The sequence below is a fragment of the Pseudozobellia sp. WGM2 genome (assembly GCF_017810075.1).
GTDB lineage: Bacteria > Bacteroidota > Bacteroidia > Flavobacteriales > Flavobacteriaceae > JADNYK01.
This window is the reverse complement of record NZ_JADNYK010000006.1, coordinates 1-16393: the sequence shown is the minus strand read 5'-3', so window position 1 is coordinate 16393 and position 16393 is coordinate 1. Positions and strand designations below refer to the sequence as shown.

The 16393-nt window shown below is 40.2% G+C and carries 12 protein-coding genes and 1 tRNA gene; 5 read left to right on the top strand and 8 right to left on the bottom strand.

The genetic code is table 11. The features are described from left to right. The first annotated feature begins 121 nt into the window (after window positions 1-121). Window positions 122-1987 (top strand): peptidase M61, encoded by a 1866-nt coding sequence (locus tag IV512_RS14640; protein ID WP_209404654.1) that lies wholly within the window; start codon window positions 122-124, stop codon window positions 1985-1987. Between the two features lie 110 nt (window positions 1988-2097). Here the strand turns inward: IV512_RS14640 and tsf are convergent, their stop codons facing one another. From tsf to IV512_RS14605, 7 genes are all read right to left on the bottom strand, one after another. Then, window positions 2098-2922, bottom strand: a complete 825-nt coding sequence (gene tsf / locus IV512_RS14635; RefSeq protein WP_100869709.1) for a translation elongation factor Ts — start codon at window positions 2920-2922, stop codon at window positions 2098-2100. Window positions 2923-3022: 100 nt separating this feature from the next. Beyond that, on the bottom strand, window positions 3023-4156 hold the full coding sequence (gene rpsB, locus IV512_RS14630; RefSeq protein WP_209404652.1) for a 30S ribosomal protein S2: 1134 nt from the start codon (window positions 4154-4156) through the stop codon (window positions 3023-3025). A 264-nt stretch (window positions 4157-4420) separates the two neighbouring features. Next, window positions 4421-4807, bottom strand: coding sequence for a 30S ribosomal protein S9 (gene rpsI / locus IV512_RS14625; protein ID WP_209404650.1), 387 nt, complete (start codon window positions 4805-4807; stop codon window positions 4421-4423). Beyond that, window positions 4807-5262 carry a 50S ribosomal protein L13 gene (gene rplM, locus IV512_RS14620; RefSeq protein WP_100869706.1) on the bottom strand — a complete coding sequence of 152 codons (456 nt, stop codon included), beginning with the start codon at window positions 5260-5262 and terminating at the stop codon, window positions 4807-4809. The genes rpsI and rplM overlap by 1 nt, the downstream gene beginning before the upstream one ends. A 212-nt stretch (window positions 5263-5474) precedes the next feature. Beyond that, on the bottom strand, window positions 5475-5822 hold the full coding sequence (locus tag IV512_RS14615; protein WP_209404648.1) for a T9SS type A sorting domain-containing protein: 348 nt from the start codon (window positions 5820-5822) through the stop codon (window positions 5475-5477). A 100-nt stretch (window positions 5823-5922) separates the two neighbouring features. Next, window positions 5923-8757 (bottom strand): DNA polymerase I, encoded by a 2835-nt coding sequence (gene polA, locus IV512_RS14610; protein ID WP_209404647.1) that lies wholly within the window; start codon window positions 8755-8757, stop codon window positions 5923-5925. Window positions 8758-8874: 117 nt separating this feature from the next. After that, complete coding sequence (locus tag IV512_RS14605) at window positions 8875-9864, bottom strand: isoaspartyl peptidase/L-asparaginase family protein (RefSeq protein WP_209404645.1); 990 nt, start codon at window positions 9862-9864, stop codon at window positions 8875-8877. Between the two features lie 37 nt (window positions 9865-9901). Here IV512_RS14605 and IV512_RS14600 point away from each other — a divergent pair, with 37 nt between their 5' ends. The 3 genes from IV512_RS14600 to IV512_RS14590 all read left to right on the top strand — a co-directional run bounded on the left by IV512_RS14600 (window position 9902) and on the right by IV512_RS14590 (window position 12291). After that, window positions 9902-10624, top strand: coding sequence for a copper homeostasis protein CutC (locus tag IV512_RS14600; RefSeq protein WP_209404643.1), 723 nt, complete (start codon window positions 9902-9904; stop codon window positions 10622-10624). Window positions 10625-10672: 48 nt separating this feature from the next. After that, window positions 10673-11902 carry a metallophosphoesterase gene (locus tag IV512_RS14595; protein WP_209404641.1) on the top strand — a complete coding sequence of 410 codons (1230 nt, stop codon included), beginning with the start codon at window positions 10673-10675 and terminating at the stop codon, window positions 11900-11902. 92 nt (window positions 11903-11994) lie between these two features. Beyond that, a complete protein-coding gene (locus IV512_RS14590) occupies window positions 11995-12291 on the top strand; it encodes a co-chaperone YbbN (protein WP_209404639.1) in 297 nt (98 codons plus the stop codon). Window positions 12292-12466: 175 nt separating this feature from the next. Here IV512_RS14590 and IV512_RS14585 read toward each other — a convergent pair whose 3' ends face one another. Then, window positions 12467-15844 carry a DUF2723 domain-containing protein gene (locus IV512_RS14585; RefSeq protein WP_209404637.1) on the bottom strand — a complete coding sequence of 1126 codons (3378 nt, stop codon included), beginning with the start codon at window positions 15842-15844 and terminating at the stop codon, window positions 12467-12469. A gap of 303 nt (window positions 15845-16147) precedes the next feature. Between IV512_RS14585 and IV512_RS14580 the strand changes: the two genes are divergently transcribed. Further along, a tRNA-Gln gene (locus IV512_RS14580) sits at window positions 16148-16219 on the top strand. The last annotated feature ends 174 nt before the right edge of the window (window positions 16220-16393 follow it).

Below are 16393 nucleotides of genomic sequence, written 5' to 3'. Positions count from 1 at the left end.
GCGATGTTGCAGATAGTATCAACCTTAATTATTTCCTAATAATGATGGGCAATTCTGTTAAATTTTATATTCTTGCAACATTTTGTATAAGAACATCCATCTAAATTATAAATATATATTTATGAAGAGATTATATGTCTGCATTTTGACAATTGCCGTGCTTTACGGTTGCGGTTCGACTAGGGCATTGCTTACTGCCGATAAAACTCCAATACTTGCTTCTTTAGATTTAAACAATGTGATTGATGATAAAGTCAAGGTTGCTATTGATCCGGGTTCTTTTACAACTGATGAAGTGCTCTTTTATATTCCTAAGACGGTGCCTGGTACTTATAGTGAAGATAACTATGGTAAATATATCGAAGGCTTTAAGGCTTTTGATTACGATGGCAAAGAGCTTGATTTTTCGAAGGAAGATGATAATACCTGGAAAATTGCAAATGGCAAACAACTGGATAAAGTCACCTATTTGGTCAATGATACCTACGATACCGAAAGCGAAGTTGATGACAAGGTGTTTTCACCATCAGGGACGAATATTTTAGCTGGGGAAAACTTCATGTTGAACCTGCATGGTTTTGTCGGGTATTTTAAAGGTTTAAAGGAGGTGCCCTATGAAATTACCGTTTCGCATCCGACCGATTTAAAAGCAACAACATCTTTGCAAAATAAGGTTTTAGAGGTCAAGAATGATACTGCCGATGTGTTTCTGGCAAACCGATATTTTGAGGTCATCGATAACCCGATTCAATATGCCGAACCCAATACGGAAACATTTCAAATTAAAGATATTAAGGTTGCCATAAATGTATATTCACCGAACGGAGTCTATACTGCAACGAGCCTTAAAGAACGAATGGAGAAGATGATGGGGGCACAAAAGGCCTTTTTAGGGCCAATTGACGCTACAAAAGAGTACAATATTCTTCTATATTTATCGACTTATGAGCCGAATGATGCATCAGGTTTTGGAGCATTGGAACATCACACTTCAACAGTAGTCGTATTGCCGGAGGCGTTGCCTAAAGAGCGCTTAGAGCAGGCCATGGTTGATGTGGTCTCCCATGAGTTTTTTCACATTGTAACACCTTTGAGCGTACACTCAAAGGAGGTTCAATATTTTGATTTCAATGACCCAAAAATGTCTCAGCATTTGTGGATGTATGAAGGAACTACGGAATATTTTGCCAATCTTTTTCAGATTCAACAAGGCTTAATCGACGAAGAGGAATTCTACACCCGAATCGTCGATAAAATTAATAATGCCAAGGCTTATGACGACAATATGTCTTTTACTACCATGAGTAAAAATATATTGAAAGAACCCTATGAGAAGAATTACGCTAATGTGTATGAGAAGGGGGCTTTGATTAATATGGCTTTGGATATTGAACTTAGAAAATTAAGTAATGGTGAAAAAGGCGTGTTATGGCTTATGAAAGAGCTTTCAAAAAAGTACGGGAAAGATACACCTTTTGAAGATGCTGATTTGATAGATGAAATTGTGGCAATGACATACCCCGAAATCAGAAATTTTTTCGATACACATGTAATTGGTAATACTCCTGTTGACTATGAAGAATACCTTTCGAAGGTTGGTCTTCAAAGGAAAGCTGTGGAAAAGCGAACAGGATATTTTCTAGATGGGGAAAATCCTTTTATAGATGTAAATGAAAGTAACGAGATATATATAAGAAAGGGCATTCAGCTTAGTAGTTTCTTCGAAGGACTTGGTATAGAAGGTGGAGATGTGCTAAAAGCTATAAATGGTACTGAGATTGATTTAGAAGCCATTAGAAATATTATAGGTCAGAGTTTCAGTTGGTCTCCTGATAAACAAGTCACCATGAAAATTGTTAGAGACGGTGAAAAAATGTTTTTAGAAGGGGAGGCTGGCACCCCGACATTGCAGGTCGATACGATTGTTCCTGTAGAAGGCGTAAGTGCTAAAGAAGCTCAATTGAGAGAGAATTGGCTTAAAGGTTAATCAGTGAATTCGCTCTTAATATCTTAAGATCGCAAGTACTGATGCTCATTGAGAATAAAAAAACCCGCAACTCATGTTGCGGGTTTTTTGTTATTTCTATTTTAAAAGAATTAGCCTAAAGCAACTCTTTTAAATCCGATAACCTCTAGATTAGAATCTACAGATTTCAAGTATTGAGAAACACTTAACTTGCTGTCTTTAATGAAAGCTTGATTGATTAAGGTGTTGTCTTTGAAGAAACGCTTTAATTTACCTTTAGCAATGTTATCCAACATTTCTTCTGGCTTGCCTTCTTGACGTAATTGATCTTTCGCAATCTCGATTTCTTTGTCGATAACCGTTTGATCAACACCTTCTTCGTTCAATGCCACAGGGTTCATTGCTGCCGCTTGCATAGCAACATCTTTTGCTGCAGTTTCGGCACCATCAACATTTGCTGAAAGACCTGTAAGAACTGCAATTTTGTTGCCGGCGTGAATATAACTTCCTACGAAAGGAGCGCTTAGTTTTTCAAAACCACCGATTTCAATCTTTTCACCGATAACACCGGTTTGTTCGGTCAATTTTTCTTGAACGGTCATTCCTTTAAAATCTGCAGCTAGAAAAGCATCTTTGTTTTCAAAGCCTAATGCAAGGTCTGCCAATTCATTGGCCAATGTTACAAAAGTATCGTTTTTGGCTACGAAGTCGGTTTCGCAATTCAATGAGATAATGACACCTTCATTGCTGTCAGAATTCACCTTGGCGATAGCTGCACCTTCAGAAGAATCTCTGTCGGCTCTCTTAGCGGCAACTTTTTGTCCTTTTTTACGAAGAATTTCGATTGCTTTATCGAAATCACCTTCGGCTTCTACCAAGGCTTTTTTGCAGTCCATCATACCTGCGCCTGTAGTTTTTCTAAGTTTATTAACTTCTGCGGCTGTAATTTTTGCCATTTTATATGCTGTTTTGCAATTTGCTTGAAGATATGAACGCTTTCACATTACGTCTTCAAGCAAATGTTATGTTATATTTAATTTTCTAAGAAAGTATAGTTTATTCTACACCGCCTTTAACGCTATCTTGCCATTCCTTAAGCTCGTCCCATTTGCCATCAGCTGCCATCTGTGCTTGCTTAGGCCAAGAAGTAGGGTCTAAATGAGCCATTCTTGAACTGGCCTCGGTCAAAATCTCTTTAATGTTTTCCGGGTCTCCTTTAGCTATGTCAGCATAAGAAGCCAAACCTGCTTTCACCAAAGCTTCTGCGGCTTTAGGGCCAACACCTTCGATTTTGGTCAAGTCATCGGCATTAGCCTCTGATTTTTTATCGGCTTCTACAGCTTCTTTAGTGGCCTCAACATCAACTTCAGGTTTTGGAGTTTTAGCGACAACCGGAGGAGCTTTAGTTTCTACTGTTTCAGGAGTTGGAGCTGGTTTGGCTGCCTTTTCTTTCGACTCTTTCTTAGGTGCATCTGAACCTTCTTTATCTGATTGTTTTTCAGATTTTCTCTCTGCCAAACCATCGGCAATAGCACCGGTAACCTCAGACATGATAATGTCGATAGATTTAGAGGCATCATCGTTAGATGGTATCAAATAATCAACATCTCTTGGGTCAGAGTTGGTATCTACCATTGCGAAAATAGGAATGTTCAATTTCTGAGCTTCTTTCACGGCAATGTGCTCACGCATGGTGTCAACAATAAATAAAGCACCAGGTAAACGTGTCATATCTGAAATAGAACCTAAGTTTTTCTCTAATTTTGCACGCAAACGGTCAACTTGAAGACGCTCTTTTTTAGATAAGGTATTGAAAGTACCGTCTTTTTTCATACGATCGATCGAGGCCATTTTCTTAACCGCCTTTCTGATAGTAACGAAATTGGTCAACATACCACCAGGCCATCTTTCAGTGATGTAAGGCATGTTTACATTAGAAACCTTATCGGCAACAATGTCTTTTGCTTGTTTTTTTGTGGCAACGAAAAGAATTTTTCGCCCAGATGCAGCAATTTTTTTAAGGGCCTCTTTAGACTCCTCTAATTTTGCAACTGTTTTGTAAAGGTTGATTACGTGAATACCGTTACGCTCCATGTAGATGTAGGGCGCCATGTTAGGGTTCCACTTTCGTGTAAGGTGTCCGAAATGCACACCAGCTTCCAATAATTGTTTTACTTCGACTTTCGCCATTTTAATTTAGTTTACGTTCTGTTGAATAGGCAATGTAAGAGTGGTACCCCAATTATTTAAAATAATTGAAGAGCCTCTTGCATTTAGATGCTAAACTAACGGTGCCCGTCCAACTGAGTGTCTTTTGGGTCTCCCGATGAACTATCTTCTTTAAAGAGTATAGTTTTTAATTTATTCGCCGAGTGGCGAACTTTCAATGAACTTAGGTTAAAAATATAAAAATTGGCATCTCCCAAAAGAGGAAGATGCCAGATATTGTTCTTGTTAACGTTTAGAGAACTGGAATTTCTTACGGGCTTTCTTCTGTCCGAATTTCTTACGTTCGACCATTCTGGGATCACGAGTAAGAAGACCTTCCGGCTTAAGAGTCAAACGGTTTTCTTCGTCTACCTCGCACATCGCTCTTGATAGGGCCAAACGAATAGCTTCGGCCTGACCTGTAATGCCGCCACCGTATACGTTTACTTTTACGTCGTAAGTGTCTTCAGTGCTAGTTAGGGCAAAAGGTTGCTTTACTTTGTATTGAAGTGTAGCTGTAGGGAAGTAATCGTTCAAATCCCTTTGGTTCACGGTAATGTTTCCTTTTCCTGAGGAAACGTAAACACGGGCAACAGCCGTTTTTCTTCTTCCGATTTTGTGAATAGTATCCATTACTTGAATTCTTTTAAGTTGATTACCGTTGGCTTTTGTGCTTCTTGATTGTGCTCAGCACCTACATAAACCTTAAGGTTTCTGAAAAGTTCGGCGCCCAATCTGTTTTTAGGAAGCATTCCCTTAACCGCTTTCTCAACAATTTGAGCTGGGTTTTTGGCTAAAAGCTCCGTTGCAGAAGTGGAACGCTGTCCACCAGGATAACCTGTGTATCTCAAATAAACTTTATCTTGCCATTTGTTACCGCTCATCTCTACCTTTTCGGCATTGATGATAATAACGTTGTCACCACAATCAACGTGCGGTGTAAAGCTTGGCTTATGTTTTCCCCTTAGCATTTTGGCCACTTTTGAAGCCATACGGCCCAAAGTCTCCCCTTCGGCATCAACCAATAACCACTGTTTTTCTACAGTTGATTTATTGGCCGAAACGGTCTTATAACTTAATGTATCCACTACGGTTACTTTTTAATTAAACACTTCACTCCCGATAAACGGGCTGCAAATGTACACTAATTCTCTTGAATTACAAATGGTTATTAAAGAATATTTTTCTTTTTAATAGACATTGATAAACGAGTAATGATTGCACAAATTTATTCCTATGATTTTGATAATCAAATGGGCGGCAAAGATAGATTGTTAATAGAAAGAAAGAAGTAATTCTTCTACTTTTTGTAGAATTTGGTGCGTACGTGCTGCTCGTCTGAATGAATAGTGATAATATAGGCTCCTGTTGTCAGGGATGAAATAGGGATGTTTACTGCATTTCTTCGAATCTCCCATTTACGCGACAATACCACATTGCCATAAATGTCGAAGATTGATATTTCTGCTTTCGAACTGTTTTTTAGTCCTAAAATATTGACCACGCTAGTTGCTGGGTTGGGGAAGACTTTTATTTTCTGTTCAACTTTTATTTTGGAAATATCGCTTGAAAAAGTTGTGCCCGATGACTGGGCATGTGTAGAACATACCGTGAAAACCAACGCGAAAATTATATAATAAGCCTTCATTTGCGAGACAATAATTCTATTTTAACAAATAGTATGCCCAAATTTAACCTAAGAATCGCTTGGTTGCGAATAAATGTTGTGAATACTCGGTATTTGTGTGTTAATGTGCTACTAGCCAATTTTCGCCTAATCCTAGTTCGACATCCAGGGGAACAGCGAGTTTGAAGGCATTTTCCATTTCAGATTTGATCAAGGGTTTCAATATTTCCAATTCAGGTTTATAGATATCAAAAACCAATTCATCATGAACCTGCAATAACATTTTACTCTTGTATTCGCCCTCTGTAAACTTTTTATGAATATTGATCATAGCGATTTTAATAATGTCAGCAGCGCTACCTTGAATAGGAGCATTGATAGCGTTGCGCTCTGCAGCTCCGCGAACAACAGCATTACTGCCATTGATATCTTTTAGATATCGGCGGCGGCCCAATACGGTCTGAACATAACCATTATCACGTGCGAAATCTACCAGTTCGCTCATGTAGTTACGTAGCTTTGGATACGTCTTGTAGTAGGTATCGATAAGTTCTTTGGCCTCTGAACGAGAAAGATCGGTCTGGTTGCTTAGACCGAATGCCGAAACCCCATAAATAATACCGAAGTTGACTGTTTTAGCATTGCTTCGTTGTTCACGGGTTACTTCATCAATTGGTACATTAAAGACTTTCGAAGCTGTAGAAGCATGAATGTCTTCTCCGTTTTTAAAAGCCTCGATCATGGTGGTCTCCTCACTTAAGGCCGCAATAATTCTCAATTCAATCTGTGAATAATCCGCAGCGAGTAAGGTGTAGTTTTCATTTTTGGGAATAAAGGCTTTACGTACCTGTCTGCCTCGCTCTGTTCGTATGGGAATATTTTGAAGATTGGGGTTGTTGCTGCTCAAGCGACCCGTTGCCGCAACGGTTTGCATATAATCAGTGTGCACCCTGCCGGTCGCCGGTTGCACCTGTTCAGGTAGTGCATCGACATAGGTGCTTTTTAATTTGGTAAGCCCGCGGTAATCCAATACATGTTGAATTATTTCATGGTCTTTTGCTAGGTAGGATAATACATCTTCAGAAGTCGAATATTGACCCGTTTTGGTTTTCTTAGGCTTATCGACCAACTTCATTTTATTAAAGAGTATTTCACCTAATTGCTTGGGAGATCCTATATTGAATTCTTCACCCGCTTTGGAGTAAATTTTCTCTTCCAAAGTTTTTATATCGTTGGTCAAATCTTCGGAAAGCGAATTCAAGAAGGCTTTATCGAGATTAATACCTTCCAATTCCATGTCGGATAAAACCCGTAACAACGGCACTTCTATATCGTTGAACAGGTCTTCTGTTTTTGCTTCCGATAATTCGGGTCGAAACTGTTGAGACAACTGAAATGTAATATCTGCATCTTCCACTGCGTACTCCGTTTGCTTTTCCAAGGGAACGTCACGCATGTTCAATTGGTTTTTCCCTTTCTTTCCGATGAGCTCGGTAATAGAAATAGGGGTGTAGTTCAGGTATGTTTCCGAAAGCACATCCATATTATGGCGCATATCAGGGTTGATAAGATAATGGGCGAGCATTGTATCAAAGAGCTTTCCGTTTACCTGAACATTATATTTGTTCAATACCTTAATATCATACTTCAGGTTTTGACCGATTTTTTCAATCGCTTCCGATTCAAAGAATGGTCGAAGTTGTTCGATCAGTTCTTGAGCCTCATTTTTATCCTCTGGAAAAGGAATATAATAGCCCTTGGTAGCTTCCCACGAAAATGCGATACCGACCAGTTGGGCCTCCAACGGATTCAAAGAAGTCGTTTCCGTATCGAAACAGACCGATTTTTGCTTCATCAAATTTTGCAAAAACAATTTCATGGCCATGCCCTGTGCAACACTTTGGTATACATGGGGCACATCTTTAATCGTCTTTCTGCTTGAACTGTCTTTGATGGTTGCTGGTGACGCATCCCCTCCTCCGAATAAAGAAAATTGACCGCTGCCTGCAGGTTGTGCCTGTTTTTTTGCAGTTTCAGTACTGCTGACCTGGGTCTGATTATCATCAATTTCCCCTGAAAAGATCTTTATAAATTGATCATTAAGTCGTCTGAACTCCAGTTCTTCAAAAATTTCTTGAACTTTTTCACTATTGGGCCTAGAAAGTTCATAATCTTCAGCGTTGAAGGTCACATCACAATCGATACAGATTGTGGCCAATTTTTTAGATAAAAGGCCAAGTTCTTTATTGGCTTCTACTTTCTCTTTCATTTTGCCTTTCAACTGGTCGGTATTCTCAAGTAGGCCTTCCATCGAGCCGAATTGCTCTATAAATTTCTTGGCTGTCTTGTCTCCAACACCCGGTAGACCGGGTATGTTGTCACTAGCGTCACCCATCATGCCCAAATAATCGATTACCTGTTCAGGGCGTTCGACACCGAATCGTTTTTGTATCTCAGGAATACCCCATATTTCGATACCGTTACCCATTCTTGCGGGGCGGTACATAAAAATGTTCTCAGAAACGAGTTGGCCAAAATCTTTATCGGGAGTAACCATATACACTTTGTACCCTTCTTTTTCGGCCTGCTTTGACAAGGTGCCGATAATGTCATCGGCTTCCCAGCCTTCTAAAACTACGGATGGGATGTGCATGGCCTTTAAAATATCTTGTATATATGGCACGGCTACCTGTATGGCGTCGGGCGTTTCGTCTCTATTGGCTTTATACTCAGGAAATAACTCGGTACGTTCGGCACTTCCGCCTTTGTCAAAACATACGGCCAAATGGTCGGGTTTTTCACGTTTGATCACATCGAACAATGAATTCATGAAACCCATGATGGCAGAGGTGTCCATTCCCTTTGAATTAATTCGAGGGTTTTTAATGAGTGCATAATAGCCTCGGAAAATAAGGGCGTAAGCATCTAAAAGGAAAAGTCTTTTTTGATCGGACATTTGTTCTGTGTTTGAAATACGAAGTTAGAAATACAAAATAGGAAAACCTTCAAAAAAATACTGTACTTCTTATAAAGAAAAACCAAAAGAGCGGGCACTGCCCGCTCATTATATAGATTATTGTTTTTGATAAAAACTGTCCACCGGTACATTTTTCTGTCCTTTTTCAGTGAATTGACTATAAGTAAAACCGGGGTGCACACAATAGCCGCCTGTTTCGCCCAGCTTGTTAATGGCTAAAAACCCGATTTGAAAGTCTTTTCTGCCCTCATTCTTTTTCATGATACGTTTTACCCCTTCTTCGCAGGCTTCTTGCGGACTTTTACCTTGTCGCATTAATTCCACTATCAAGAAACTGCCTACGGTACGAATAACTTCTTCGCCTACTCCTGTGGCAGTTGCTCCACCGACTTCATTATCGATAAAGAGTCCGGCTCCGATAATCGGGCTGTCTCCAACACGGCCTCCAACTTTATAGGCCATACCGCTAGTAGTACAGGCACCTGCGATATCCCCATTTTTATCGATGGCAAGCATACCTATCGTGTCATGATTCTCTATATTGATAGTAGTCTCATATTTTGAGGTTTTTTTCCATTCTTCGTATTGCCTTCTCGTGCTCTCGGTAAATAAATCTTCTTTCTTAAAGCCCTGTTCATAGGCGAATTGTTCAGCACCCTTGCCGGCCAGGATGATATGTGGGGTCTCCTCCATTACTTTTCTTGCCACCGAAACGGGGTGGGCAATGTTCTGTAGATAAACTACCGAACCGCAATTTCCATCCTTATCCATTATGCAAGCATCCAAGGTTACATTGCCATCTCTGTCAGGTCTTCCGCCTTTACCCACGGTTTCGTTTTTTACATCGGCTTCTTCTACACGTACGCCCTGTTCTACGGCATCAAGAGCTGAGCCTCCATCTTTTAGTACTTCCCATGATTTGGCAGTGGCATTTTTGAAATTCCAGGTGCATACTGTAATTGGTTTGACGGGTGTGTTAGTTTTGATTTCAGGCTCTATTTGGTCATGGTAAGAGGCAAGAATGGGGGCCGAAATCGCACCGGCAGCAGTAAGACTCGAATTTCTTAAGAATTTTCTCCTTTTCATTTGTGGTTGTTTAATTTAGTGCGCTAAAGATAATAATATGCTTGTAGAAGTGTGCGCCAATTCACTGCAATCCGCCATAAATGCACAAGAAGCAGGGGCGAATCGTATTGAGCTCTGCTCAGAACTTGCCGTTGGGGGTATAACGCCGTCTTACGGTCTTTTGAAGGCAGTAAGACAGAAAGTTTCAATACCGATTCATGTCTTAATTCGACCAAGAAGTGGTGATTTTACCTATTCCGAGGAAGAAATTAAAATGATGCTGCAGAATATTGAGCTATGCGTCGATTTGGGTTTCGATGGAATTGTTTCTGGCGTATTATTTTCTGATTTTAGGGTAGATTTGAAAAGAACCCAGCAACTGATTAAGTCTGCGGGAAACTTACATTTTACCTTTCATCGTGCATTTGATTGGGTAGTAAACCCCGTGGAGGTTTTACCCGAACTGGAAGCTATCGGAGTCGATACCATCTTAAGCTCGGGTCAGCAAAATTCAGCTTTAGAAGGCATAGAGCTTTTAAAGGTGTTAAGCGAAAAAAGTACTAGCGTTACCATCATGCCTGGTGGCGGAATTCGAAACAATAATATAAAAGTGTTCAAAAAAGCGGGATTTTCGGCCGCTCATTTATCAGGTGCTAAATTTTCGAAGACATTGCCTAGCCCGCCTAAGGTCTCGATGAATTCTTCTTCATTTTTAAAGGATGATGAAATCGCTATTTCCGATTTAGACAGCATTCGACAAATTGTGAAAGTGGTTAAATAAAATGTAAAAGGGGCAAGCGCATTACTATTAACAAATATCTTTGTGGCTATGCTACGTTGGATTGTCTTCATTATCATTTATATAGCCTTGGGGCTATATACACTTCAAGCTTTAAAAACGGTTACCAGATACCCTTGGGTGTATTATCTATTTATCACAATTGCTATTTTGGTTTTGGGTAATTTCATCTATCAGTTTACCTTGGGAGAGGCGCAGGGTAGGGTTCTGAGTAGGCCAAAAAGTTATGCTTTCGGCCTGCTATTGACCGTTTTGGCCTTTCAGATTATAACGATTCTATTTTTATTTTCTGAAGATGTTTTCCGGTTGTTTTCAGGGCTGTACCAAAAGGTTTCAGGAAACGATAAAACATTTACCTTGCCCGAGCGGCGCAGGTTCATGAGTTTATTGGGTTTGGGTATTGCAGCCATACCCTTCGGGGCCCTATTATATGGAATGTATAAAGGTAAATACAACTTTAAGGTCTTAAAGTATGATCTTGAGTTCGATGATTTGCCCGAGGCCTTTGATGGTTATCAAATCACACAAATTTCTGATGTACACAGTGGAAGCTTCGACGATAGAAAGAAGATTGAGTATGCCATAGATTTGGTCAACCAACAAAAAAGCGATGTAATTCTCTTTACGGGCGATATGGTCAACAACAAAACGGAAGAGATGTTGCCTTGGGCAGAACTCTTTTCGACCCTTGAAGCGAAAGACGGTAAATTTTCAGTCTTGGGCAACCATGACTATGGAGACTATATTGAGTGGGATACTGAAGAACTTAAACACCAGAACTTAGAAGATCTCAAAAATTTACAACGACAAATGGGCTTTGATTTGTTATTGAACGAAAATCGATACCTGCAAAAAGGAAGTGATAAAATTGCTTTGGTCGGAGTAGAAAACTGGGGTAGGGGCGGCTTCAAAAAGGCTGGAGATTTGAAACGTGCGGCCTCTCAAGTATCAAAAGATGAGTTTAAGATTTTAATGAGCCATGACCCTTCTCATTGGGAAGATGTGGTTTTGAAAGACGATTACCATTACCATTTGACGTTAAGCGGACATACCCATGGTATGCAATTCGGTATCGAGATACCCGGTTGGGTAAAATGGAGTCCTGTGAAGTGGCGTTATAGGTACTGGGCGGGTATTTATAAAGAGTTGGGGCAGTACATCAATGTCAATCGCGGTTTTGGTTTTTTGGGCTACCCGGGCAGGGTTGGTATTTGGCCCGAAATCAGTGTTATCACCTTGAAGCGAAAGCCCTTAACATGATTTTAACGCAGTGGTGTTCCCAATAAATTGTGGGGCGGTATAGAGGTTTAACATTTTTTACTACATTTGGCCTTTAACCCAATGAATTACGTATGTCAAAGTTTGGTGAGCTAATAGATTTGAAAATTCCTGTTTTATTGGATTTCTATGCCGAATGGAACGAGCAATCTACTGCTATGCACCCTGTTCTCAAAGATGTTGCTGCAGCTCTTGGAGATAAGGGGAAGGTAATCAAAATTGATGTGGACAAGAATAAAGAGCTGTCTCAGGCTTTAAGGGTTAAAGGATTACCAACTCTCATGATTTACAAAAAAGGTGAAATGGTCTGGCGCCAAAGTGGTGAACAAGACGCCAATACCTTAATCGGCATTCTTAACGAATACGTTTAGTGACTATTTCGAGCTGAAATTACTTCTAAAGCTCGGTTGATTACTATATTAATTTTTAACTTTTAGAGCTGATAGCGTTCGCTTATGACGCCTCGGTATATAAGCATGTAAAATAAAAATATGGCCTATTTCGAAAGTGCTTTCGGAACAGGCCATATTTTATGATTTAAATTTTTTATTGCACGGGTACGCTATCTAAAACGTCATCTTTAGTGGTGGTAGCGTCTATAACAGTCGAATCTGAAATCGGCACGGTGTCAGATAGATCTGGGTCTTGCCCTGGTATCGGAGGTTCTTCGTCCAATAGGTTGTCACGGTAGAAGTGTTCGAATTTTTCAATGTACTCATTGAATATCAATGTTTCTTTTTCTGCCCTTTCACGATCGTTATTGCCAATAAGGATGTCGATATTTCTTCGGTAACCTTCCATATCCGCAATAATCTCATCAATATTATCATATTGCTCTTCCAATGGTATGCCGGCATAATACTCAAGTCGGTCTTGATAAATATATTTGAGTTTTTCAAAGAGCTCTCTTGCCTTGTTGGTCTCACCCACCTTATAATACCCGTCAACGAATGGTTCTACAAAAGTGTAGTACTCAAAATACTCAACAGGAATGTTTTTCATGGTAAGGTCTATGATATCTTTGGCCTTTTCGATTTTATCTTCTTCAAGCAGTGTCTCGACCAATCGGGCTAAATTGCTTCGATACGATAAACCTTGAATTCTAGTCTGGGGGTCATGGTAGATATCAGGGCTTCCTGAATTGCCCCAGTACCAATTGGTAACAACATCGTACATCAAATCGGAATCTATTCTTCCCATTTCATAAGAACTTTTACGCTCGGTTCTGATAGGTACCAATTTATAGGCCATTCCGTCTAACTGTAGGTATTCTTTCATCCAAATAAATTCTGCATCATCGAAACTTCCTCCAGAAAAATAAATCGGACGTTTCCAATCGTTATTCGCCAAAATATCGAGCATCATCATGCTTTTCTTGGTAATGGCACTTTTTGGTAGGTCGATATCGATATAATCAACGATTTTTGCCGAATCTTTGGCTTTCACCAGTCCACTTTCCAGAGCATTCTTTTTATTTACAGGAATACGGATTTTGTTGGTGGGGTAATAAACTATATTCTGGCTGCTTTCCGAATAAGCTTCCATATCAATATTCTCCTGTCTTTCAAGAATGTATTTGAGTTTGGTCTGTGGCTCATCACTATCTACCCATTTGATGAAATCTTGAATCGACCATCTGCTCTCCGATATTTTTTTGTTGAAAAGCGGATCTACCGTTTGATAGTAGAGTACATCGCGTGATCCCCAGCGGTATTTGTCATGTTCTATCTGAGAGGGTATAGCTTCGGATTCGTAGGCCTTTCGCTTCATTTGGTCAATATACCAATCCGTTTCGAAAAGGCTGGTGCAAATAATACGTACGTCTGTTCTATAACCTTCGATCTCTTGGGCGTACCATAAGGGAAAGGTGTCGTTATCGCCGATAGTGAACAGAATGGCGCCAGCATCTTCTTGGCAAGAATCGAGATAGGCTTTTGCAGATGAATTTGCCGTAAATCGGTTGGATCGATCGTGATCATCCCAATTTTGAAATGCCATTATGGTCGGTACTGTCAAGAAGCAGACTACGGTTACCAGAGGAGCCAATATTTTCGGAGTCAGAAATTTTTTGAACTCTTCAAAGAGTCCGTAAACGCCTAACCCGATCCATATAGCGAATATATAGAACGAGCCCACCAATGAATAATCTCTTTCCCTAGGTTGAAATATGTAGGGGTTGGTGTAGAATTGAATCGCCAGGCCTGTAAATAAGAAGAAGACTAAAAGCACCCAAAATTGCTTTGGGTTCTTTGAAATCTGAAATAGAATACCGATAATTCCTAAAATAAGTGGGAAGAAAAAATAAGTATTTCGCGCTTTGTTATCTTTCACTTCGTCGGGTAGGTTGTCTTGACTGCCCAGACGCAGGCTGTCGATGAAGCCAATACCGCTCAACCACTCACCATTGCCATTATAACGGCCCTGTACATCGTTGTTCTTTCCTGTGAAATTCCACATAAAATAACGCCAATACATGTAACCAAACTGAAACTGCGCCATGTATTTGATATTCTGCCATACCGATGGGGGTTCTACCTCGATATAGTCACTAAACCTTCTTAAAAAACTAATATATTGTTCTGCATCAATGTCGCCATTAGCATAGCCTTCTTTTACTTGTTTTACAGCCCTTCGCAATTCTTCGTTAGACTGCTTCATCTTGAAATCCAATGGGCCAAAATACCGCATATAATTTTCGGCGTGTTGCCCGCTCCACATTCTTGGTAGTAAGCCAACATGCTTCGGGTCATCACCGGGCACCGCTCCCTTGTAGTGGTTTACGATGACATATTTACCCAGTTCTTCGTCTTTTTCATATTTCGGCGCCTCATCTTTGTCTTCGCCCGCATTACCGAAAGTGTTGGAAAAATAAGTGCCGTACACAGGGCTGTCTACCCCGGGATATTGTTCTCTGTTGTAATAAGCTAAAAGCGCCCTAGCATCTTCGGGATTGTTCTCGTTAATCACCACACGGGCGTTGGCACGTATGGGCAATATGAGCCAAGTGGAGAAACCAAAGAAAAGAAACATCAGGCACAATACTATAGTATTGGCCGTTAGGTAGTTGTTTTTTCGGGTATAGTTCAGACCAAAGTAAAAAGCCGCTATGAATAGAAGCCCCATGATAATGGATCCCGAGTTGAAGGGGAGGCCGATACTATTGATAAAGAAAACTTCGCTCCATCCAAAAAGCTCGAGTACATAGGTGAGTGAAAACTTATATACTAGCATTAAGACCGCTATTACGGCAATATTGGCCAATAGAAAGTTTTTGACCGTGGTCGTCTTATAGTTTTTAAAGTAATAAAGCAGGCCAATGGATGGTATGGCCAAGAAGCCCATAAACTGAACCCCGAAGGTGAGGCCGATTACAAACGAAATAAGTATAAGCCAGCGATTTCCGCGCGGTTGGTGAAGGTTGTCCGTCCATTTTAGACCCAGCCAAAGCTGAAGGGCCATAATCAAACTTGCCGTTGCATAAACCTCGGTTTCAACCGCATTGAACCAAAAACTGTCAGAATAGGTAAAGGCCAACGAACCTACCAAGCCACTGCCCAATACGGCTATAGCTTTGCTATTGGTCATGATCTCGTCTTTCTTGTATACCAATTTCTGGGCCAAGTTGGTAATCGTCCAGAACATAAAAAGAATGGTAAATGCGCTTGACACTCCAGATACATAGTTGACCATACGGGCCACTTGGTCTGGCTCAAAAGCGAACATGGCGAAAAAGGCACCGATCATTTGAAGTAGCGGAGCTCCCGGAGGGTGGCCTACCTGTAGTTTGGCAGAAGTTGCTATATACTCGCCGGCATCCCAAAAACTATTAGTGGGTTCGACGGTAATTGCATAGGTGATTAGGGCTATGAAGAATACGGCCCACCCGATAAGGGTGTCCCATTTTTGGAAGTTCTTTGCAAACATGTACTTAGCGGTTTAACCAGTGCGGCGAATTTACTAATTTAAATAGACATGTTGTTCCATTTTTTATAAACGTTTAACAGCTGGGTCGCTTGATGGTTAGGTGGTGTCAATGCAGAATAGTCGTTAAAAATGATGGAGCTAATTTTTTATTTTCAATTTGAAAATCAATAAGTTTGAATAGGCTTTCAAAATTATATTCACCATGTTTGTGATTATTGTGGCCTAAAATATTTGTGCAAACCAAACTTTGTTTTAAATTTGCACGCTCTAATACGGAACTGGTTTCCATTTAGAGATTGGTATTGGCCTATGGTGTAATTGGCAACACAGCTGGTTTTGGTCCAGTCGTTCTAGGTTCGAGTCCTAGTAGGCCAACTTGCTAATCCCCTGTTTTCATTGAAATCAGGGGATTTTTTATTTCTTGGGTACAACATAGGTACAACAAATATGGGATCAGGAACAATTGTTGTGTTTATGCAAAAATTGTTGTTAGTCTAAATAGGAAGAATTCTACATTTTTCACACCTCTGAACTGCGCCCTAAATGCTT

What these genes read in the sequence shown, in the direction of transcription:
- IV512_RS14640 (WP_209404654.1), top strand. Translation starts at nt 122, where the DNA reads ATGAAGAGATTATATGTCTGCATTTTGACAATTGCCGTGCTTTACGGT.
- tsf (WP_100869709.1), bottom strand. Translation starts at nt 2,922, where the DNA reads ATGGCAAAAATTACAGCCGCAGAAGTTAATAAACTTAGAAAAACTACA.
- rpsB (WP_209404652.1), bottom strand. Translation starts at nt 4,156, where the DNA reads ATGGCGAAAGTCGAAGTAAAACAATTATTGGAAGCTGGTGTGCATTTC.
- rpsI (WP_209404650.1), bottom strand. Translation starts at nt 4,807, where the DNA reads ATGGATACTATTCACAAAATCGGAAGAAGAAAAACGGCTGTTGCCCGT.
- IV512_RS14615 (WP_209404648.1), bottom strand. Translation starts at nt 5,822, where the DNA reads ATGAAGGCTTATTATATAATTTTCGCGTTGGTTTTCACGGTATGTTCT.
- polA (WP_209404647.1), bottom strand. Translation starts at nt 8,757, where the DNA reads ATGTCCGATCAAAAAAGACTTTTCCTTTTAGATGCTTACGCCCTTATT.
- IV512_RS14605 (WP_209404645.1), bottom strand. Translation starts at nt 9,864, where the DNA reads ATGAAAAGGAGAAAATTCTTAAGAAATTCGAGTCTTACTGCTGCCGGT.
- IV512_RS14600 (WP_209404643.1), top strand. Translation starts at nt 9,902, where the DNA reads ATGCTTGTAGAAGTGTGCGCCAATTCACTGCAATCCGCCATAAATGCA.
- IV512_RS14595 (WP_209404641.1), top strand. Translation starts at nt 10,673, where the DNA reads ATGCTACGTTGGATTGTCTTCATTATCATTTATATAGCCTTGGGGCTA.
- IV512_RS14590 (WP_209404639.1), top strand. Translation starts at nt 11,995, where the DNA reads ATGTCAAAGTTTGGTGAGCTAATAGATTTGAAAATTCCTGTTTTATTG.
- IV512_RS14585 (WP_209404637.1), bottom strand. Translation starts at nt 15,844, where the DNA reads ATGTTTGCAAAGAACTTCCAAAAATGGGACACCCTTATCGGGTGGGCC.